At 34.4% G+C, this 21,282-nt stretch carries 19 protein-coding genes; 12 read left to right on the forward strand and 7 right to left on the reverse strand.

Features of this window, described 5'->3' with window-relative positions:
* Nucleotides 1-10: 10 nt before the first annotated feature.
* Nucleotides 11-1,291: an O-antigen translocase gene (locus HM983_RS03585; protein ID WP_179344019.1), complete on the forward strand. Its 1,281-nt coding sequence runs from the start codon at nt 11-13 to the stop codon at nt 1,289-1,291.
* 3 nt (nt 1,292-1,294) lie between these two features.
* On the opposite strand, the gene HM983_RS15980 is transcribed toward HM983_RS03585, so the two are convergent.
* Nucleotides 1,295-2,437: a glycosyltransferase gene (locus HM983_RS15980; RefSeq protein ID WP_179344020.1), complete on the reverse strand. Its 1,143-nt coding sequence runs from the start codon at nt 2,435-2,437 to the stop codon at nt 1,295-1,297.
* A 51-nt stretch (nt 2,438-2,488) separates the two neighbouring features.
* Between HM983_RS15980 and HM983_RS03595 the strand changes: the two genes are divergently transcribed.
* Together HM983_RS03595 and HM983_RS03600 are read left to right on the forward strand one after the other, a co-directional pair.
* Nucleotides 2,489-3,574 (forward strand): glycosyltransferase, encoded by a 1,086-nt coding sequence (locus HM983_RS03595; RefSeq protein ID WP_179344021.1) that lies wholly within the window; start codon nt 2,489-2,491, stop codon nt 3,572-3,574.
* Nucleotides 3,564-3,974: a sugar 3,4-ketoisomerase gene (locus HM983_RS03600; protein WP_179344022.1), complete on the forward strand. Its 411-nt coding sequence runs from the start codon at nt 3,564-3,566 to the stop codon at nt 3,972-3,974. The genes HM983_RS03595 and HM983_RS03600 overlap by 11 nt, the downstream gene beginning before the upstream one ends.
* Here the strand turns inward: HM983_RS03600 and HM983_RS03605 are convergent.
* The 4 genes from HM983_RS03605 to HM983_RS03620 are packed head-to-tail and all read right to left on the reverse strand — an operon-like array spanning nt 3,960 to nt 7,191.
* The gene (locus HM983_RS03605) at nt 3,960-4,898 is read right to left on the reverse strand and encodes a glycosyltransferase (protein WP_179344023.1); all 939 of its coding nucleotides are present in this window, start codon (nt 4,896-4,898) and stop codon (nt 3,960-3,962) included. The two genes, HM983_RS03600 and HM983_RS03605, sit on opposite strands and share 15 nt — an antisense overlap.
* A complete protein-coding gene (locus tag HM983_RS03610) occupies nt 4,895-5,776 on the reverse strand; it encodes a glycosyltransferase family 2 protein (RefSeq protein WP_179344024.1) in 882 nt (293 codons plus the stop codon). Before HM983_RS03610 ends, HM983_RS03605 begins: the two co-directional genes overlap by 4 nt.
* 3 nt (nt 5,777-5,779) lie before the next feature.
* Nucleotides 5,780-6,505 carry a class I SAM-dependent methyltransferase gene (locus HM983_RS03615; RefSeq protein ID WP_179344025.1) on the reverse strand — a complete coding sequence of 242 codons (726 nt, stop codon included), beginning with the start codon at nt 6,503-6,505 and terminating at the stop codon, nt 5,780-5,782.
* 2 nt (nt 6,506-6,507) lie between these two features.
* The gene (locus HM983_RS03620) at nt 6,508-7,191 is read right to left on the reverse strand and encodes a cell division ATP-binding protein FtsE (RefSeq protein ID WP_179344026.1); all 684 of its coding nucleotides are present in this window, start codon (nt 7,189-7,191) and stop codon (nt 6,508-6,510) included.
* Between the two features lie 206 nt (nt 7,192-7,397).
* Here HM983_RS03620 and HM983_RS03625 point away from each other — a divergent pair, with 206 nt between their 5' ends.
* The 3 genes from HM983_RS03625 (at nt 7,398) to HM983_RS03635 (ending at nt 14,017) form a co-directional block, all read left to right on the forward strand.
* The gene (locus HM983_RS03625; RefSeq protein WP_179344027.1) at nt 7,398-10,421 is read left to right on the forward strand and encodes a tetratricopeptide repeat protein; all 3,024 of its coding nucleotides are present in this window, start codon (nt 7,398-7,400) and stop codon (nt 10,419-10,421) included.
* Between the two features lie 62 nt (nt 10,422-10,483).
* Nucleotides 10,484-12,211, forward strand: a complete 1,728-nt coding sequence (locus HM983_RS03630; RefSeq protein ID WP_179344028.1) for a TonB-dependent receptor — start codon at nt 10,484-10,486, stop codon at nt 12,209-12,211.
* Between the two features lie 186 nt (nt 12,212-12,397).
* On the forward strand, nt 12,398-14,017 hold the full coding sequence (locus tag HM983_RS03635) for an amidohydrolase (protein WP_179344029.1): 1,620 nt from the start codon (nt 12,398-12,400) through the stop codon (nt 14,015-14,017).
* An 87-nt stretch (nt 14,018-14,104) separates the two neighbouring features.
* On the opposite strand, the gene HM983_RS03640 is transcribed toward HM983_RS03635, so the two are convergent.
* A complete protein-coding gene (locus tag HM983_RS03640) occupies nt 14,105-14,794 on the reverse strand; it encodes a class I SAM-dependent methyltransferase (RefSeq protein WP_179344030.1) in 690 nt (229 codons plus the stop codon).
* A 91-nt stretch (nt 14,795-14,885) separates the two neighbouring features.
* Here HM983_RS03640 and HM983_RS03645 point away from each other — a divergent pair, with 91 nt between their 5' ends.
* The 5 genes from HM983_RS03645 (at nt 14,886) to HM983_RS03665 (ending at nt 18,606) form a co-directional block, all read left to right on the forward strand.
* Nucleotides 14,886-15,380: a YkgJ family cysteine cluster protein gene (locus HM983_RS03645; RefSeq protein ID WP_179344087.1), complete on the forward strand. Its 495-nt coding sequence runs from the start codon at nt 14,886-14,888 to the stop codon at nt 15,378-15,380.
* A gap of 45 nt (nt 15,381-15,425) precedes the next feature.
* Nucleotides 15,426-16,325, forward strand: coding sequence for a hypothetical protein (locus HM983_RS03650; protein WP_179344031.1), 900 nt, complete (start codon nt 15,426-15,428; stop codon nt 16,323-16,325).
* A gap of 3 nt (nt 16,326-16,328) precedes the next feature.
* Nucleotides 16,329-17,171, forward strand: a complete 843-nt coding sequence (locus HM983_RS03655) for a sterol desaturase family protein (protein ID WP_179344032.1) — start codon at nt 16,329-16,331, stop codon at nt 17,169-17,171.
* Between the two features lie 28 nt (nt 17,172-17,199).
* Nucleotides 17,200-18,024, forward strand: a complete 825-nt coding sequence (locus tag HM983_RS03660) for a glycerophosphodiester phosphodiesterase (protein WP_179344033.1) — start codon at nt 17,200-17,202, stop codon at nt 18,022-18,024.
* A gap of 150 nt (nt 18,025-18,174) precedes the next feature.
* A complete protein-coding gene (locus tag HM983_RS03665) occupies nt 18,175-18,606 on the forward strand; it encodes a hypothetical protein (protein WP_179344034.1) in 432 nt (143 codons plus the stop codon).
* A 31-nt stretch (nt 18,607-18,637) separates the two neighbouring features.
* Here the strand turns inward: HM983_RS03665 and HM983_RS03670 are convergent, their stop codons facing one another.
* Nucleotides 18,638-19,900 carry an exo-beta-N-acetylmuramidase NamZ family protein gene (locus tag HM983_RS03670; RefSeq protein ID WP_179344035.1) on the reverse strand — a complete coding sequence of 421 codons (1,263 nt, stop codon included), beginning with the start codon at nt 19,898-19,900 and terminating at the stop codon, nt 18,638-18,640.
* A 9-nt stretch (nt 19,901-19,909) separates the two neighbouring features.
* On the opposite strand from HM983_RS03670, the gene HM983_RS03675 reads away from it, so the two are divergent.
* Nucleotides 19,910-21,142, forward strand: a complete 1,233-nt coding sequence (locus HM983_RS03675) for an ABC transporter permease (protein WP_179344036.1) — start codon at nt 19,910-19,912, stop codon at nt 21,140-21,142.
* The last annotated feature ends 140 nt before the right edge of the window (nt 21,143-21,282 follow it).

A 21,282-nucleotide genomic window follows, 5' to 3' on the forward strand; every position in this document is an offset into this window, starting at 1 on the left:
ATCTATTTAAGTGAAATTACCACAATTTATAAGCAATAATTTAGTCTTTAAGATTACATCGCTAAATGCTGTGGTTATTGCCATTAGATTGGTAGTATCTGTCTTTGTGCAGCGACTATTGGCCATTACAGTTGGTGAAGCTGGGATTGCCAGTATTGGTCAAATTCGTAATTTTTTGGCTATGCTTACCAGTACGTCTACTCTAGGTACGTTTAGTGGTGTGGTTAAGTATGTGGCTGAATTTAAGGAAGACCAACCTGAGCTTTCAAAAGTTTTTTCAACAACTTCAATATTCTTATTGGTTGGGTCATTAATATCTTGCTTTGTCTTGTTTGTCGGAGCAAGTTATTTTTCTGACTATGCATTTGACTCGGTAGATTATACCTATGTATTCCGTTTGCTGGCTGTAATTATTCCGTTCATTGCTGTGAGTAGAATTATCAATGCTGTAGTAAGTGGACTCTCTGCCTATAAAAAATACGCGAAAATTGAATTGATCAGCTACCTTCTAGGGGCAATTCTGTTAATAATCGGTCTTTATTCTTACAATTTGGATGGGGTAATTGTTGCGATTGCTCTGGCGCCTGTCATTCAGCTATTGGTGTTGTTAATAGTATTCGGAAAAACATTAAAAAATTACTTGAGCTTAAAAAGGTTGAAGTTTAACCTGAGTTATAGAAACCAGCTTTTGTCATATACCTTAATGTCTTTTGTTTCGGCATTTCTTATTAATTATATAGAATTGGATCTACGAACATTAATCACGGATCGATTAAATATTAATGAGGCAGGTTATTGGACGGCCATGACCTTTATCTCAAAAAATTACATGGTTTTTGCTACGGGACTATTCACATTATATGTATTACCAAGTTTTGCGAATATTCATTCAAGGTTTGAATTTAGAAAGGAAGTGGTTACAATTTATAAAACCATCTTACCCATTTTTGCAGGCGGAATGGTATTGGTTTATATTTTAAGGACATTGATTATTCAGGTAGTATATCCAGATTTTACTGGTATGGAACCCTTATTTAAATGGCAATTGTTGGGCGATTTTATAAGATTATGCTCCTTGGTTTTGGCATATCAATTTTTAGCAAAGCGCATGGTTAAGAGCTTTGTTATTACAGAATTAATTTCCATAGGTCTGTTTTATGGATTATCTATAACATTCATTAAGTTTTATGGAACTGAAGGAGTCGTTATAGCTCATTTTGTGAGACATATTATTTATTTAATTATTGTTTTGCTCATTGTAATGAATAGTTTTAAAAATCATGACAAATAATCGCTAGATTTTCCACTTTTTTAGATATGACATGGAGCATTTAATATGGTCATGATGGAGCGCAACAAATTCTCTAGCTTGTTCTGATATTTCAACAATTTTATTTGGATTTAAAATTAACCATTCCAATTTTTTAGCTATTTCTTTTGCATCAGGTAAAGCATTAATACAAATAGTATCTTCTTCTACATTATAGTAATCTAACCACTCAATTTCAGCACCTGTAAAAACAATTTTCCCCATAGCCATTGCCTCCAATGCATTAAAGCCTTGATCATATGCATAAACTTGATCCAATAAAATATGTGAGCGGTCAAATCTAGAAATGTATTCTATATAAGGAAGGTTTCTAACAGTTTCAATCTCTATTTTGTTAGAGTATTTACTTTCTATAATTTTTAATGCTTTGTCAAAATGATCATTACCTTTTTTGAAATAGTTATCGTTATTGATACCGTGAAATATGATAATTTTTTCTTTTACCGATGGTAATTTGAATTTTAAACTTGACAAATCAATGGCGTGGGGAATCATTCCCATATATTTTGGGTGACCAATTAAAGGGATATGATAATCTAGATCGGTTGCAATAACACCTGAAATTATTGAATATAAATATGTGTGAAGTTGTTTGTAGTTGTTGTTCAAATAGCGTAAACCAATAGCATGGTGTCCTTTAGGTATTCTACCTTCAAAATAAGGAGTGAGAATAGAGTACCTGAATTTTTTATCATACGCATAAGATATACTAGGATAATCTAAACCACAAGAGAGCAAAAAGAATTTGGCAGACAAGTTCCACTTCCTTAACCAATCTATTAGCTTTATTTGGCTTTTTAAAGTCACATTAAACGGAGCTTCATTCACAAACTGAACAATATCATGACCCGATAAAAATTCTTTGTGTCTTCTAAATTGTTTTTTAACTAAAAATGAAGAAATGTATTTATGAATAAACCCAAGCTTAAAATGATACAGCAACTTAAGTAATCTATTGTTAGAACCTTCAGAAATTACAAGATCAACTTCTACTTTTTTAAAACCGTCCGTATTACTTACTACCTTTACATCATGACCCAAAGTTTGGAGACCTTTTTTGATATTGTAATGTGTTCTGTTATATTCGCCAACAAGTAATATTTTCACAATAAGCAGTTATTCGATTTTTATATTGATATTGTAAATCTACTAAATTATATGGCAAAAAAAATTTGCATAGTATTATCATCATTAAGTAATGGCGGCACGGAGCGATTTGGTGCTACATTGTCTACAATGCTAAGCAAATTAGGTTATGATGTGACCATTTTTATTACCCATGATGCAATAGAATACCCTTACTCCGGTCGATTGTACAGTTTGGAAGCGGAGTCTAAAAAATCATTAGGTGTAGTGGGTAAGCTCTTGTGTATGAATAATTTTTTCAGGACACAAAAGTTTGATATTATCATAGATAATCGTTTGAGATCACAATTCTTAAAGGAATTTTTAGTGTACAGAATATTTTATAGAAATGCTAGAATTATTGCGATGATTCATAATTTTAGAGTGTCTAATTATTTTCCAAAAAATGCATTTTGGTCAAATTTAATATATAATAAAAGTGTAGAGTTTATTGGAGTAAGCCGACGAATAATGGAACGCTCTATTGATGATTATGGAGTAAAAAACATAAACTACATTTACAACCCAATACATTTTCGAATTTTAGAAGAAAAGTCCGTAGCTTACAAAGTAGAATTACCATTTAAGTTTATTCTATATTTTGGCAGGTTCGAAGAGGTGGCAAAAAACCTAACATTATTGATAAAAAGTTATGAAAATTCAAGACTCAGGCAGCAATCCATTAAATTAGTGTTGATGGGAAAAGGTGAGGATGAGTTTTATCTTAAATCTTTGGTCAATGATCTAGAATTAAATAATAATGTGATTTTTATGGATTACAACTCAAATCCTTTTCCTTACGTAAAACAATCATTATTTACCGTGTTGAGCAGTAAGTATGAAGGTTTTCCAATGAGTATAATAGAATCCTTAGCCATTGGTACACCTGTAGTTTCTGTAGATTGTGAGTCAGGACCTCGTGAGGTAATTATAGATGGCAAAAACGGTCTGTTGGTAAAAAATAACGATATACAGGTTTTATCATCGGCTTTAGATCGTTTTGTGAATGATCAAGAATTATATCAAAAATGTAAGGATAATGCTAAATCAAGTGTTGCGCATTTGGATGTCAGCGAAGTAACCAAGCAATGGAAAACCCTATTAGAGGATGAAAAATAATACAATAGAAAATTGCCGTATAATTGAAATTCCAAAAGTCCACGACGAGCGTGGAAGCTTGGCAGTTATTGAAAAAGGTTGTTTTCCTTTTGAAATTAAACGTGTCTATTATTTATATGACGTCCCTTCTGACGCTTTTAGAGGTGGTCATGCCCATAAAAACTTGAATCAACTTTTAATTCCACTTAGTGGTAGTTTTGAGGTACTGTTAAAAGATGGAACATCCTCAAATCGAGTATTACTTAATAAGCCCAATAAAGGATTACTGATTGTTCCTGGTATTTGGAGAGAAATTGATAATTTTTCTTCTGGTTCTGTGTGCCTGGTGCTGGCTTCAGAAGTTTATGATGAAACCGATTATCTTAGAGATTTTAATGAATTCCAATCATTTAAAGGCTGAAATATAAATGCCTTGTTTCAAAAGTAAGGCTTGAATGTGTTTAGCTGATTTCAATATAAAGTTGGGCATCCCAAGCAATAATCTTTGCTTCCAATTGAGATTTGAAAGGTTGATATCATCTTTTAGAATTAGAAACAACTCAGTCTCGTCCAAAACTTTACTTCTAAGGGCTACAGCATACCTATTGATGTCCAAATAGTGCTTTAAAGAATCATTCTCAGCTTCTTCTTTTTTGAAATTATTTATAAAATCCAATCTAGTCCAATTGGTTTCGCGTTTTGTTAGACTGTCTGCAATATAATATCTGTAAGACATAGTTATCTCAGGGTTAAACGAAACCTTATAGTTTAAGGCAAACCTGATCCATAAATCTAAATCTTCGGACGTGTCTAGTTGCGGATTAAATCCTCCCAACGCATCAAATTTCTCTTTGCTAAAAGCCACCGCAGATGTCCATGCCACAGAGTTGATAATACTCGCTTTAAAAAAGTCTTTAACAATCAACGGTTCTGTACCGTAATCAAAGTTAAATTGAGCAGGTTGTTTGTTGCTTTCAGTTAAAAAGACTTCGTAATTATTGCAATATAATCCAGCTTCCGGAAATTTTTCGATTTGAATTTTTAAAGCCTCAAGATGGTCATTGTACCAATAATCGTCGGCATCAATTAAGGCTATATATTTTCCGTTTGACTGAGCTATGCCTTTATTCCTTGCATCCGCAACACCCTTGTTGGTTTGGTGTATTAATCTTATTCTAGAATCTGTAAATCTTTCAACTATAGTTGTGCTTTGATCTGTAGAACCATCATTAACAATTATGATTTCAAAATCCTTGAAACTCTGTTGAATCACACTGTTCAATGTTCGCTCAATAAAGTTAGCTTTATTGTATAACGGAATGATTACAGAAAAATAGGGACTCATTTTGTTTTAGAAGTTATAGAGCATAAATAACCCAATTTATAAAAATCAAATAGAATAATAGAAGGGTAATTAGAATTGAAGTTCATTTTCAGCAATGGTTTGGAGATTTTAAAAATGAATGCGATTAACCAATTCAGACCAAATTTACCAATTATGGAGTGCCATTTCTTGATCTTCACCTCTTTGATATGCATATTCTTATTCTTCTCTAACACTAATAAGTTTCTTAAGCTTTGTTTGGTTTTTTCAATAAATCGGTCTGCACTTTCCTTAGAATCGTGAATAACGGGATTATCAATAAAACTAATGTCATAGCCATTGGCTTCAATTGATTTAAAGAAAACGAAATCTTCATAACCATATGTTGTAATGGTTTCATCAAATGGAAAAGTCTTGACGATTCTTTTCTTTATCAGAAAATTTGCTGAAGTATATATTCTTCTCTTAACTACACCATGTTCGCAGCACGCTTCTTTTTTCTTGGTATAAAGCCAGCGTAATCGATAAGGTTTTTTGGGTTTTACGTGTTCTTCTTTCATTCCACCGATAACGATATCTTCCTTAATGTGGTTGAGGTAATTAGATAAAAAATCAGCTGAATATGGCATTGTGCCTGCGTCAATGAACAAGAGATTTTCAAACGTGGCCTTACTGGCTAAAAGGTTTCTAATGGCACTTCTACCAATGTTGTTATCAAGAATAATAAGTTTAGTCTGATTGAGATTTTCAATTTTTGTAGGGCTATACATCAGTTGACTTGAAGCGTCATCGATAATTACAATCTCATAATCTTTATTACAGGATTTTCCCTGTTTGTGAATTTCCTCTACCAAAGGCAGTACATTGTAATTATAAACTGGTATCAGAATAGATAGCATAAGTTAGGACTTTGTTGCAACAATTACGGTTTCTTTCTTAAACCCAAAATACGAAACTTCATCAAAATGTAACCTTTTGGTTGTAAAACCAGCTTGATGTAATCGTTCTTCTAAACCTTCAACAGAATAAATTCTAACATGGTCTTGTTGCCCAAATGCTTTTAGTCTTTGTTCTGCTAAAGTAATGGAGATATCTTCGTAAATATCTCCTTCTTTGTAAGGCGTTTGAATGTAACACTTACCATTTGGTTTTAAAACGCGGAGTAGTTCTTGCATAGCCTTTCCGTCGTCTTCTACATGCTCAAGTATATGATAGCAAATAACTAAGTCGAAGAATTTATCTTGAGCAGCAATCGCTGTTATGTCATATTTATAGTCAGCCGTAAATTCATTTTCAAAATCCGAACTATAATAATTGACTTCTAAATTATTGAATTTTTTATAGAGTGATTTCGGTGGTGAAAAGTGCAATATGTTGCCTTGTAAAAGGCCATTTTCCTTTAGCGTTGAGTATAATCGTCGGGTTCTACTTCTCGAACCACAATTGGGACATAACAAATCCGTATCAGCTAAGATTACAAAACGGTTAAGCTTATACTCGCAAATATTACATTGAAAACTATTACCTCGATATCTTAAACTTACGATTTGTCTAAAAAACTTCTCGTTTTGAGATAAAATCTTCTTAGGAATTATTGATTTAGCAATTCGCTTTAAGCTATCGTACATTATCAATTTTTTCGTTGCACCACTTCAAAAACCTTATTCTCATCACATTTTAAGGTTTTGCTAGGGTATTTTAGCAGAAGGGCATAATCGTGCGTAGCCATTAAAATGGTGTTGCCGTTTTTATTAATGTCCTGTAAAACTTCCATCACTTCAATGCTTGTTTGTGGGTCGAGGTTTCCAGTAGGCTCATCGGCGAGAATTAATTCCGGGTCATTAAGAAGAGCTCTGGCAATGGCAATTCGCTGTTGCTCGCCACCAGAAAGTTCGTGCGGAAATTTAAATCCTTTAGTTTTCATGGCGACCTTGTCCAAAACTTTGTCAATACGGTCTTTTATCTCGTCTTTTTCTTTCCAGCCCGTAGCTTTCAAAACAAACTCCAAATTCTGATTAATAGTTCTATCAGGTAACAATTTAAAATCCTGAAACACAATTCCCAATTTTCGTCTTAAAAATGGGATGTCTTTTTCTTTCATGGTTCTTAGGTTAAAATCTACGATAGATCCTTCTCCCTCGGACAGTTCTAAATCGCCATAAAGCGTTTTCATAAAACTACTTTTTCCACTTCCCGTTTTACCAATGAGATACACAAAATCACCTTTTTGCATTTCAAAATTAACCTTGGACAACACCATACTATCACCTTGATAAATCGTGGCATCCTTTAATTGTAAAACAGTTTCAGACATAGCTTTTGTTTGGAATTATATGAATGTAAAAGTATTATTAATAAAATCAATTATCAAATGTACAGTCAATAGTTTAACGCTCGATATTTCTATTCTGTATATCATTTTTTAACATTTTAAATCCTTATATATAATTATAGACTATTTCTATCGTTATAGAGATTATATTTGAATCATCATTTAGTAATAATCAAAAAACGAATCACATGCATACGGTTAAGCACGTTATCATTGCTGTTCTCTTACTTATCAATACTGCTGTTTTTGCTCAAAAATCCGCGGTTTACACTACTGATTTGCAGGAATATCAAAAAGCACTTACGCTTTATAATAACCAGCAATATAAAGCAGCACAATCACTTTTTGAGGATATTAAGTACGAAACGGAGGATGCTACTATTAAATCAGATTGCGCTTATTACATAGCCAATTGTGCAGTTAGGCTCAACCAAAACAATGCAGATGATTTAATAACTGAATTTGTTGAAGAATACCCAACCAGTACTAAACGTAATACAGCTTATCTAGATGTGGCAGATTATTATTTTGAAAATTCAAAATACCCTTATGCCAGAAAGTGGTACGATAAAGTTGAAGAAAACAGCATAGCACGGTCTGAGCGAGGTCGTTACAATTTTAATTTTGGATATAGTCTTTACGCTACAGGAAGCGAAGAACAGGCTAATAAATACCTTAACCGTGTGATTAATTCCAAAGAATATGGGTCGCAAGCCAAATATTATATTGGTTTTATGGCTTACGAAGGTGATGATTACGATACTGCAAACGAGTATTTTGACCAAGTCAGTGATAACGAAAAGTACAAAGAGAAACTAAGTTATTATAAAGCCGATTTAAATTTCAAACTTGGAAAATTTGAAGAAGCCATAGAATTGGCCGAAGCACAATACCCAAAAAGTTACGCACAAGAAAAATCCGAACTTTCAAAAATTATTGGTGAAAGCTATTTTAATCTGGAAAAGTACGAAGAAGCCATTCCACATTTACAAGCCTATAAAGGCAAAGGTGGCAAATGGAACAATACAGACTATTATCAATTAGGCTATGCTCACTACAAGCAGAATGACTTTGAAAAAGCGATTTCAGAGTTCAATAAAATCATTGACGGCAATAATTCGGTAGCTCAAAATGCCTATTATCACTTAGGAGAAAGTTATATCAATTTAGATAAAAAACAGGAAGCATTAAATGCCTTTAGAAATGCATCGCAAATGGATTTTGATGAAAAAATTCAAGAAGATGCTTGGCTCAATTATGCTAAAATCAGTTACGAAATTGGTAATCCCTACCAATCTGTACCGCAGGTTTTGGCCGGCTATCTGGATAAATATCCGAATACTAACTATAGAGAGGAAGTTGAAACGTTATTGATTGATTCATACATCACATCAAAAAATTATAAGGAAGCTTTAGAATTGTTGAAAGGTAAAAACAGTTTCGAAAACAAAGTAGCATATCAAAAAGTAGCATTTTTCAGGGGAGTTGAATTGTATAATGAAACCCAATATAGTGAGGCTTTGGATATGTTCGAAAAATCCTTGAAAGAACCTCGTGACCCAGAATTTGTTGCTAAAGCCACATTTTGGAAAGCTGAAACCGATTATAATCTCACAAATTATAATGAAGCTTTAATTGGTTTCAAACAATTTAATGGTTTGGCTGAAGCGTCAGGTTTACCAGAAAATGACAATTTGAATTACAACTTGGCATACACCTATTTTAAGCTGAAAGATTACAGCCAAGCTTCAAATTATTTTGAAAAATTCATCAACAAGAATTCAGGTGACAAGCTGCGTCAAAACGATGCCTATCTTAGGTTGGCAGACGGTTATTTTGTGTCCAGCCAATATCAAAAGGCGATTAATGCTTACAATAAAGCTATTAATATCAATGAAATCGAAACGGATTATGCTGCTTTTCAAAAAGCCATGAGCCAAGGCTATTTAGGTAAAACGGCTTCGAAGATTTCAGAATTAAATACATTCATCAATGGTTATTCAAAATCCGCTTTACGAGACGATGCCATGTACGAATTGGCAAATTCTTATGTGAAGCAAAATGAAAGTGATAAAGCCATGCAAATGTACGATCGATTAAACAATGAATACAGTCGAAGTGCTTTCACATCAAAAGCCTTATTGCGTCAAGGTTTGGTCTACTACAATGGCAATGACAATGAGCGCGCTTTGGGAAAATTCAAAAAAGTAGCTCAGGATTTTCCTGCTTCAGGTGAAGCCGTCCAAGCCGTTTCTACAGCACGTTTAATTTATATCGATTTAGGTCGTGTAGACGAATATGCACGTTGGGTAAAAACCTTGGATTATGTGGAGGTTACAGATGTTGAATTGGATAATACCATGTATTTAGCGGCAGAAAAACCGTATCTGGATAACGATACAGACAATGCCATTAGGCAGTTTAATAAATATCTCAATCAATTTCCAAACGGGATACATGCCTTAAAATCTCATTTTTATTTAGCACAATTGTATTACAAAAAAGACTTGTTTGAGAATGCGCAACCACATTACAAAGCTGTAGTTGATGCCTCTAAAAATGAATATACGGAACAGGCAATGGTAAAGTTGTGCGAGATTTATTTGAACAACAAAAACTGGTCACAAGCCATACCAGTGTTAAAACGTTTGGAGAGCGAAGCAGATTACCCGCAGAACGTACTTTACGCACAATCTAATTTAATGAATGCCTATTTCCAGACAGACCGTTTCAATGAAGCAGAATCTTACGCAGAGAAAGTGCTCAGCAACTTAAAATTAGATAACAAAGTAAAGAGCGATGCACAACTAATAATAGCGCGTTCTGCCATTAAAACTGGTAATGAAGATAAAGCGCAAAAGGCTTATGCAGATGTTCAAAAAATAGCAACTGGAAGTGTTGCTGCCGAAGCTTTATATTATAACGGTTATTTTAAAAATAAGGAAGGCAATTACAAAGCATCAAATGCTATAATCCAGAAACTAGCTAAGGATTACAGTAGCTATAAATATTATAGTGCTAAAGGCTTGGTAGTTATGGCTAAGAATTTCTATGCTTTAGGTGATGCGTTCCAGGCGACATATATTTTAGAAAGCGTTATTTCTAATTTTCCGGATTTTGACGATGTAGTTAACGAAGCAAAATTAGAACTCAATAGCATAAAAGCACAGGAAGCAAGAACAAATTCATCAATCGAGACAGACGACAATTAAATTCCTTAGAAAAATAGATTTTTAAGAGTCAATTTTTAATGTCTTAATCAATATAATTACACATGAAAATCGAACATTCATTTATAGCATTTTTCTTTTTAGGATTGGCGTTATCCTTTGCCCAAGAACGTACAAAAGATACTATCGCAGACCAAACGGTCAACGTTGTAAAACCATATACGCCGACCATTTCGGATGCTTTTAAAATTAAGGACACGCCTAAGTTGGCAGATTCCAATACGGTTAAGAAAAAGGAAGTGAAATACAATATCTTTTCAATTCCTGTGGCCTCCACTTTTACACCAGCTAAGGGAAAAGCCGCCACTGTAGATAAGGCAAAGCCAGTAAAATTATTTGATAATTATGCGTCAGTTGGTGTGGGAAGTTATACGACTATTTTAGGTGAAGTATATCTCAATCACGAACTCAGTAGTGGTGAGAATGTAGGTGGTTATTTTAGTCACCATTCGTCACAAGGTGGCATTGATGGTGTTTTATTGGACGATAATTTTGCAAAAACCAGTTTGAATGCTCATTATTCTCAAAAATTGAGAGATTTATCTTGGAAAGTAGATGGAGGCATGGATTTACAAAAGTATAATTGGTATGGTTTGCCTCGGGAATTTTTTGGACAGGCAGAGGCTGAAATGATTGATCCTGGCCATGCTTTTAATAGCTTTTATGTTGGTGGAAAAATTAATTTTGATGATGCCTTAGTCAAGGACGGAAGTGTAAGATTTAGAAGGTTTGGTGACGATCAAGATTCTGGAGAAAACCGATTTGTAGCTAGAACTAGTTTTGATGTTCCTGTGCAAGATGATTACATTAACGCTGAATTTTCAATAGATTATATTGGCGGAAATTTTGACAATACATATACAACAAATGATGAAATAAAATATGGTAATGTCACTTTCGGTTTGGCACCGTCATATAGACTCACAGAGGATGACCTCACTGTAGATTTAGGTATTAAATTGGTCTACCTTAATGATACCGAATTTGATGATAATAAGTTTTTTATCTATCCAAATATTGAAGCATCTTACCGCTTGGTCGATGAAATATTGATTGGTTATGGAGGAATTAAAGGAGATTTAAATCAGAATTCCTATTACGATTTTGCAAATGAAAATCCGTTTGTGTCACCCACTTTAGGTGTTGCTCCCACAGATATGGCCTATAATGCATTTTTAGGATTAAAAGGAAAATTATCAAACAATGTAAGTTATAACATAAAAGGTAAATATCTGGCTGAAAATAATAAGGCATTATTTAAAGCGAATGATGCAAGAGGAGATGCTGCGCGAGATTACCAATATGGAAATTCCTTTGGAGTAGTTTATGATGATGTGACAACATTTTCGGTAGCAGGTGAATTGAATATTAATGTAAATAGAAATTTCACCTTAGGAATTAAGGGTGAATATTTCGGTTACGATGTGGATAATGAAGATGAAGCTTGGAACCTGCCTGATTTAACAGGTTCGGTATTTTTAGATTACCAAATTTCTGAAAAGTGGTTTGCAGGCGGTAGTGTTTATTTTGTAGGTGAACGTAAAGACCAACAGGATTTGGTTGCAACATTGTTTCCTAATCCACCAAGTGCTGTAACAACCTTAGAGAGTTATTTTGATGCGAACGCACATTTGGGCTATAAGATCAATAGTCAATTGGCATTGTTCGCCAAAGCTAACAATATCGCAAATCAAGATTATGAACGTTATTTAAATTTCCCAGTTCAAGGCATTCAGTTTTTAGCTGGAGCTACTTACCAATTCGATTTTTAATATTATCATTGTAATCCTTCGTGGTACAAGCAATATCTACTTGGACAATTATATTAAAAGAAAATATTGATCATGAGTTTATAATAAAAGCGCTTCAATTGAAGCGCTTTTATTATTTTTACAACGTTCGTCAGTTCGAGTATTTCGAAATTTTCAAGAAGTTTTCAATTTAAAAAAATAACCAAAATGAAAAAACTACTAACCATTCTTACCATTTTTACATTATTTTCCTGCCAAACAGAAAAAGATAAAGTAGACCTAATCGTAACCAACGCAACGGTGTACACAGTCAACGGGAATTTTGAAAAAGCTGAAGCTTTTGCTGTGAAGGACGGTAAGTTTCTTGCGGTTGGAAATACTGATGACATTCAAAACCAGTATGAATCTGATAATATTATCGATGCCAATGGGCAGACCATTACACCAGGTTTTATTGATGCACATTGTCATTTTTTAGGATTGGGCTTCAATCAACAAGCCGTGGATTTGGTAGGCACTAAGAGTTTCGATGAGGTGGTGCAACGTGTTTCTGAATTTCAATATAAAAACAAACAAGATTATATAATCGGTAGAGGTTGGGATCAAAATGATTGGGAGGTCAAAGAATTTCCGAATAAAGAAAAATTGGACGAGTTGTTTCCAGACACACCAATTGCATTGACCAGAGTAGATGGGCATGCTATTATAGCGAATCAAGCAGCACTGGATTTAGGAAATGTCACCACAGAAAGTAGAATTGATGGTGGCGAAGTAGTGATAGAAAACGGAAAGCTCACAGGTGTCTTAGTCGATAATGCTGAAATGCTCGTGATGCAACATTGGCCAGAACCATCGAGAGACGATGTGGTTAGCGCACTTATGGCTGCCCAAGAGATATGTTTTGATTTGGGTTTAACTACAGTTGACGATGCTGGTTTAAGTCAAGAGTCAATAGAAATTATTGATAGTCTTCAACAATATGGAGATTTAAAAATGCGTGTGTATGCCATGGTTTCAGCTTCGGAAAAACACCTTGATTATTTTTTGGATAAAGGCATTATAAAAACAGATCGTTTAAATGTGCGTTCCTTTAAGTTTTATGCCGATGGTGCTTTGGGCTCACGAGGTGCAATGATGAGAAAACCATATTCGGACAAGCCAAACCACTACGGTTTATTAGTCACGGATTTAGAAACATTGAATAAATCTGCCGAGCGCATAGCAAATTCAAATTATCAAATGAACACACATGCCATTGGAGATTCCGCTAATCACGCAGTTCTGGAAACTTACAATAAAGTGTTGGAAGGCAAGGAGGACAGACGCTGGCGCGTAGAGCATGCGCAGATTGTGTCACCTGAGGATTTTGACTTATACGAGAATGTGATGCCGTCTATCCAACCAACACATGCTACGAGTGATATGTATTGGGCTGAAGATAGAGTAGGAGCTGAGCGTATAAAAGGTGCATATGCTTTTAAGGATTTGTTGGAAGCTTACGGCAAAGTGGCATTGGGAACTGATTTTCCTGTGGAGCAGGTAAGTCCGTTTTTAACATTTTATGCCGCTGTTGCGAGACAGGATTTGGAGCAATATCCAGAAGGTGGATATCAAATGGAGAATGCGTTATCCAGAGAAGAAACCTTAAAAGGTATGACCATTTGGGCAGCCTATTCAAATTTTGAGGAAAACGAAAAGGGCAGCATCGAGGTAGGTAAATTTGCTGATTTTATTATGCTAGACAAAGATATTATGACGGTCGAAGCTTCTAAAATCCCTAATATCAAAGTGGTTAAGACTGTAGTTGGAGGAGAGGTGCAAAAATAAAGATGCGTCATTCTAAACGCTGACTGAGGCATCAAAAGTCTGTTTAAGAATATCTATTGATTCTGTAACTAGTGAGAAATGGTATATCTATAATTTAATTCTCGCCAAATAATCAAAATGCTCGCCATTCACGACCTTTTCGCATGTTAAACCAACAGTTAAGCAAGCGGTTTTCAACGTTTTAAAATCCAGATAGAGCCACTTCAGAGGCACTTCCTTTTCATCTTTATAGCTTAAGAAATAGTCAAGTTCGCCATAATAGCGTTTGTCATCTTCTGATTCAAAATCACCATCATACATATAAGCAATGTCAGAAGAGTCAATTAATATTTGACCATCAGTTTTTAAAATACCTTTTAAGTGCTTCAGGTAATTTGAAACTTGAGACAATTCCTGAAAAATTCCGGTCCCGTTCATTAAAAGTAAGATGGTATCAAAGCTGTCGGTTTCATCCAACAGTGATTTAACTTCAGCTTTATTGACACCTCGTTTTTTAGCAACTTCAATTGCTCCTTCTGAAGTATCGATAGCCTTTACCTCAATATTCTTGCCCTGAAGCCACAGAGAATGGTTACCAGCACCACAACCTACATCCAAAACTTTTCCTTTAGTTAGCTGAAGTGCTTGTTGTTCTAGTTGTGGCATATCAGAATAACCTCTAAATAAATAAGGCAATGGCAATTCATCTTCATCAGAAATATTGGTCCACGTGATAATATCTTCAGAATATTTTCCTGAATGGTAATCTATTAAAGCTTTTCCGAGAATATCTTTCATGCTAGGTCCTTAGAGCAGGAATCTTTAAATGTTGTTTCGAACTTGTTAAATTGCTGTTTTGGCACATCATTTTAATGATTATTTTTACATCATGCAAGACCAAATCAACAACCTTCCAAAGCACGCCAAAGATAAGCATAAGGAGAACAAAACCTTTTTTGCGAAGCTTAAAAAGAAACCGCCAAAGCAACTCGATTATTTAATGCAAGAATTGCATGAAGCCGAATTTGAGCGTACCGACTGTTTGGAATGCGCCAATTGCTGTAAAACTACTGGGCCGCTATTTACAGATAAGGATATTTCTAGAATTGCAAAACACTTTAAAATGAAAGAGCAGCAATTTATCGAGGCCTATTTGAGATTGGATGAGGACAAGGACTATGTATTGCAATCCGTCCCGTGTACCTTTTTAGGAACAGACAATTATTGTTCAATATATGACGTAAGACCAAAAGCATGCCGAGAATTTCCACATACCGACCGAAAGAAATTTCAGCAAATTTCTAACTTAACTTTAAAAAACGTCGCTATTTGCCCTGCAGCCTTCAACATTGTTGAGGAAATGAAAAAGCGAATTAACCTTTAAAGAAAATTAGGAATAATTTTTGATACATTACCATTAAAAAAGCTAATGAAAAAGACTTTATTATACATTACATTTATAATAATCACTTCGCATTTTTGTAAGGCACAACCATGGATGACCTCTTTGCCAATTGCCCAAGATTTAGCTCTTGTACAGAATAAAATGGTCCTTATGGTATGGGAGGAAGCTACACTATATCCTTATCCTGTAATTGTCGAAAATCAACAAGGAAATCGCATTTTAATTCCCAATCTGTTTACTGACGAAGTTGTAAGTCCACTTATCTGGAAAAATTTTATTCCTGTTATTGTTAATGAAGATAGGTATGAAGATTTGTACCTTGAAATAAAGGGTAGACGAAGTCAGAATTATATCGAAAAATTTAATGACGATTCCATTAAAATAATGGATGTTAACGGAAATATTCTTAATGTAAAAACGGTGTTTGGGGATTACTTGAATATTAGTGAACTAATTCAAAAATATTATTTAGACACTTCAAGATTAAACACAGAACTAAGAAATTATAGAAAGGATAAGAATTTTTATTCAGCTTATTATTTGGCCGAAAAATATTTGGAATATGCCATATTTGCCAAAACAGAATTACGACCGGAATTGGTAAACCTTGCCGATATTTATATCGATGAAGCTAAAGAATTCGCAATAACCGAAACGCCAGAAGACCAAAATAAATTGAAACAACGTGCGGATCTGTTAGAAATTCAACAGCATTTAATACTTAGTAATCCTCGAAAAGTAATTCGTCAATTAAACCGGATTGATAACGAGGAAATTCATGAGGTTAATCTATCTTTTGTTGCATTTTTATATTTCACCGCATATAAAATATTAGACAAAGAGGAAGATGCGCAATTGTGGGTTTCTAAAGTTTCTTTAGTAAATTTGAAGAAATCGGAACTTTTGGTCAACATTAATAAATAGATTTTGGAAGCTATTATAGAATATTTTGAAACGATACCAACACTTCATAGAAGTTTGTTGCTTGTTGGTGGTATTACATTCTTTTGGCTGCTTGAAGGTGGTTTGCCGTTATTCAGGTTTAAGTACAAAAAATGGAAACATGCCATCCCTAATTTTTTCTTTACGTTAACGACCATTTTAGTAAATTTCGGGCTAGCATTCTTATTGCTAGGAACATCAGATTGGGTGAAGGAAAATGACTTTGGAATTATTAACTGGTTACCAACAATGCCATTATGGTTATATGCTCTAATAGGTGTTTTATTGTTGGACTTTTTTGGAGCTTATTTAGCCCATTATGTTGAGCACAAAGTAAAGCCTTTGTGGATGGTACATTTGGTACATCATACAGACCATAACGTAGATACAACCACAGGAAACAGGCACCATCCTTTGGAAAGTGTTGTGCGTTTTACGTTTACTATGCTAGGAGTGCTTATAGTAGGTACGCCAATAGCTTTGGTGTTCTTGTATCAATCACTTTCAGTTATTTTTACCCAATTAACTCATGCTAATATTAAATTACCAAAAGCTGTAGACAAAGCCATAAGTTATGTTCTGGTTTCACCAGATATGCACAAAATTCATCACCATTACAGACTACCGTATACAGATTCTAACTATGGTAATATTTTCAGTATTTGGGATCGTATGTTTGGCACTTACATGTACATGGAGCGCGAGGATTTGGTTTATGGAGTCGATGTCTTTCCAGACGAAAAGAAGAACAGTAACATTTCGGATTTATTAAAGCAACCATTTCAAGCTTATGAAAAACCAACACTTTCTGCTGAAGTTAAAAAATAGCTTCCTTTTGCTATTTGTTATCCTAATTATGAGTTGCAACACATCAAAAGAATTAGATATCCAAGGTCATCGTGGTAGTCGTGGTTTAATGCCAGAGAATTCATTGCCCGCATTTGAAAAAGCGATTGAATTGGGTGTTACAACCTTAGAACTGGATATTGCAATTTCTAAGGATAAACAAATTGTGGTTACTCACGAACCTTATATGAATCCTGTCATTTGCTTAAAACCAGATGGCAGTCAGATAAGTGATTCCGAAGAAAAAATAAATCTTTATAAGCTGAATTATGAAGACATCAAACAATATGACTGTGGTAATAGATTTCACCCACGATTTCCAGACCAGGAAAAGCTAGAGGTTTACAAACCATTATTATCAGAAGTTTTCAATTTAGCAAAGAGTGAAAATTCTAAGGTCAACTTTAATATTGAAATAAAATCCGAACCAGACTATTACGGCGTTTTTACACCACAACCCCAAGAATATGTAAAATTGGTTTTGGATGAAATCAATAAAGATGACATGTTTGAGCGGGTAAATTTGCAATCGTTTGACATCAACATTTTAGAGGAGATCAAAAAACAATCTCCCCAAATGCCAGTAGCGTTGTTAGTAGATGAAAGTGAAAATATCTCAGAAAAACTAGAGCAACTTTCTTTTAAACCCGAAATAATAAGTCCTTACTTTAAGCTGTTAACTTCAGAATTGATTCAGAAATATCATAACAAAGGATTCAAGATTATACCTTGGACCGTCAACGACGAACAGGATATGATTGAAATGTTACGGTTGAATGTTGACGGAATCATAACGGACTATCCTGATAGACTCATTGCTATTCTGTATAAGTAAAGTTTTCAACAATTTTATTAACAATTTTGCCGTTCTTCTATTTTTTGTGTAGTTGGTGGATATTCTTGTTTAATTCAAACAAAAACAAATTATGTTTAACAAGGATTGATTAATTGCTGTTGAGTTTTTTAACTTAATAGTCACATACCATTGAAAAATTTTATTCGCATTTGCATTATTGCGGTGCTTCTTTTTTTATTGAGTTTTACGTTACAAGCGCAAGAAAATTACGCTAGACTAGACAGGAACAGGAATATTCAAGCCAAAGGACTTATCCATAAATTAAATAAGACCAAAGATACACTCATTCTTCAGAGTGATAAAAAAATCAACTACCTCTATTCGGTGAATAAAAGTGACGAGAGAACACTTGATGCTTACATTGACGATAAATCATACAAATTACCTTTAAATAAACTAAAAAAAGGGAAGCATGTCCTCGTTGCGGTGCAATCGCCATTACGTATCGTTTTTGTGATTCATATTTTAAAGGAATTTGCTCAACACCCAATTTCAATTACAACTGAAAAAGATGGTGTTTCTGAGCCTAAGGTTGCGACGACTTTAAGAAATAAAGAATAAGATTGTCATTCAACATATCCAGAAATAACAGCTATTTGTAAAGCAGATAAGACTGACGTAATTTTCTGTATTTATCCAAATCGGTTTGCCAAGTCGCTCTAATTTCAGCTTCACTCAATCCTGCTTCAATTTGCTGTTGCAATTTTGCAGTTCCGGCATGAGTTGTAAAGTTAGCCTTATTAAACACCTTGGATTTGTCTATGGCATTATTGTATGCGTCCATCACGTATTTTAGTGTGAATTGCCTTTCGGCTTTTACATCAGATAAATCTACTCCATAGCAAACTTCATTATTATGTTTGGGATATTTAGACCCAAAATTAGGCTGTGGAGTATAGCTAAAGGAATAATGATTTTTATTCAAAAAAGGTGCGCCATAGCGCTGAAATTGAAATTCTGTACCGCGACCAGCATTGATGTTGGTCCCTTCAAACAGACCCAGACTTGGATATAGCAATATAGATTGGTCGTTGGGTAAATTGGGTGAGGGTCTTATCGGCAAACTATAATTACTTTCATGTGTATAATTTTCCATTTCTATAATTGTGATTTCGCATTTAATACCATCGTTCAACCAAGATTCTCCATTGATCATTTGGGCATATTCGCCAATCGTCATACCATGAACTAAAGGTATTGGATGCATGCCCAAAAAGCTGGAATGTTCATTCTCCAATACTGGGCCATCAACATAATTACCATTAGGATTTGGACGGTCTAAAATAAGTAGTGGAATATTATTTTCCGCACAGGCTTCCATTACATAATGTAAAGTTGAAATATAGGTGTAAAAACGAACGCCAACATCCTGTATATCAAAAACCATGATGTCCAAATCTTCTAGCTGAACATCTGTCGGTTTTTTATTTTTTCCGTGCAACGAAAAAATAGGTAATTGCGTTTTGGTGTCAACACCATCTTTTACATCTTCACCAGCATCAGCCGTGCCTCTAAAGCCATGCTCAGGTGAGAATACTTTCTTTATTTCAATATTTAATTTCAATAGAGAATCTACTAAGTGTGTATAAAGCCTTTCTTCTTTTCCCTTTTCACTAATTTCTGATTTATCTCTGAATATAACTGAGGTTTGGTTCGCCACAACACCAATCCGTTTATCTTTCAAAATCGGCAAATAAATTTCTGTCCGATTTGCACCTAGTAGAATCGCATCTTCTTCATGAATTTGTTTCAGAATCTCGTCATTGGACGAAGCATCATTTTTAGTCTTAGAGGCGCAAGAAATAGCTACCAAGACAAATAATAAAACTGTATTTTTGAAAACCTTAAAACGCATATAAGAAGTTTGAATTTTGAGTTGTTTATAGCCAAACGTATAATTGGCACTAAAGCGTATAAAAGTAGTGTTTCGGCACCAATAATTAAAATTGGTATCGCAGCGATTGCTATTGGTATCATCGTGATGCTCATTGCAATTGCCACGGGTTTTGGACTTCAACAAAAAATAAGAGATAAGGTTGTGGCATTCAATGGCCATATTGAAATCACAAACTTCGATACCAATGCTTCGGACGAATCCCAAGTGCCACTTTCCATAAATCAAGAGTTTTATCCCGATTTTAACTCTGTAGAAGGTGTGAAACACATTCAGGCTGTTGCCACAAAATTTGGAGTCATCAGAACGGAAACGGATTTTGAAGGTGTGGTCTTTAAGGGTGTGGGTGCAGATTACAATTGGGATTATTTTGAAGAATTTTTGGTGGAAGGCAGATTGCCCGATTATACAGGGCAGCGCAACGAGGAAATTCTTATTTCCAGTTATTTGGCCAATCGATTGGGTTTTAATGTGGGTGATACATTTCAGACTTTATTTGGTGAAAATTTTAATAAGCTACCGCGTATCAGAAATTTTAAAATCGTGGGTATTTACAATTCTGGTTTTCAGGAACTGGATGAAAAATTTTGTATTGTAGATTTACGCCACGTCCAAAAATTGAATCGATGGGAAGACGACCAAGTAGGCAGTTTTGAGGTATTCATTGACGATTATTCTCAGCTTGAAACAATAACAGAAGAGGTCTATAAGGAAGTACCTTCGCTCATGAATGCTAGACCGGTCACCAAAAAATTCTATCAGGTTTTTGAATGGATAAAAATCTTTGATAATAATACTTACGGCATCATTGCCATTATGATTATAGTAGCTGGCATTAATATGATTACGGCTTTGCTCGTACTTATCTTAGAACGCACACAAATGATCGGAATCTTAAAAGCTCTAGGCAGTTCTAATTGGACGATAAGAAAAGTGTTTTTATACAACGCTTCTTACTTAATTGGGCTAGGATTACTTTTCGGAAACATTATCGGTTTAGGTTTGTTGCTTATTCAAAAACACTTCAAACTTTTTCCTCTAAATCCAGACACCTATTACGTTAGTGAAGCTCCTGTTTATCTCAGTTGGGATTATATCTTATTGCTCAATGTTGGTACCTTTATTGCCTGTCTTCTAATGTTATTGATTCCTTCTGTGATTATTTCAAAAATTTCACCGGTTAAGGCTATTCGTTTTGATTAATATCTCTTTTCTTGAAGTTACGCTAGATTTGTCTAAGTGAACCATAAAGAATCATTTTTATGAATTAAAACTAGAAAAAAGAAGTTTGCTATGCTGTCTATGCAATAACACTATATAATAACAAAACATTAATGATTTCT

Source organism: Winogradskyella ursingii, from assembly GCF_013403975.1.
Taxonomy (GTDB): Bacteria; Bacteroidota; Bacteroidia; order Flavobacteriales; family Flavobacteriaceae; genus Winogradskyella; species Winogradskyella ursingii.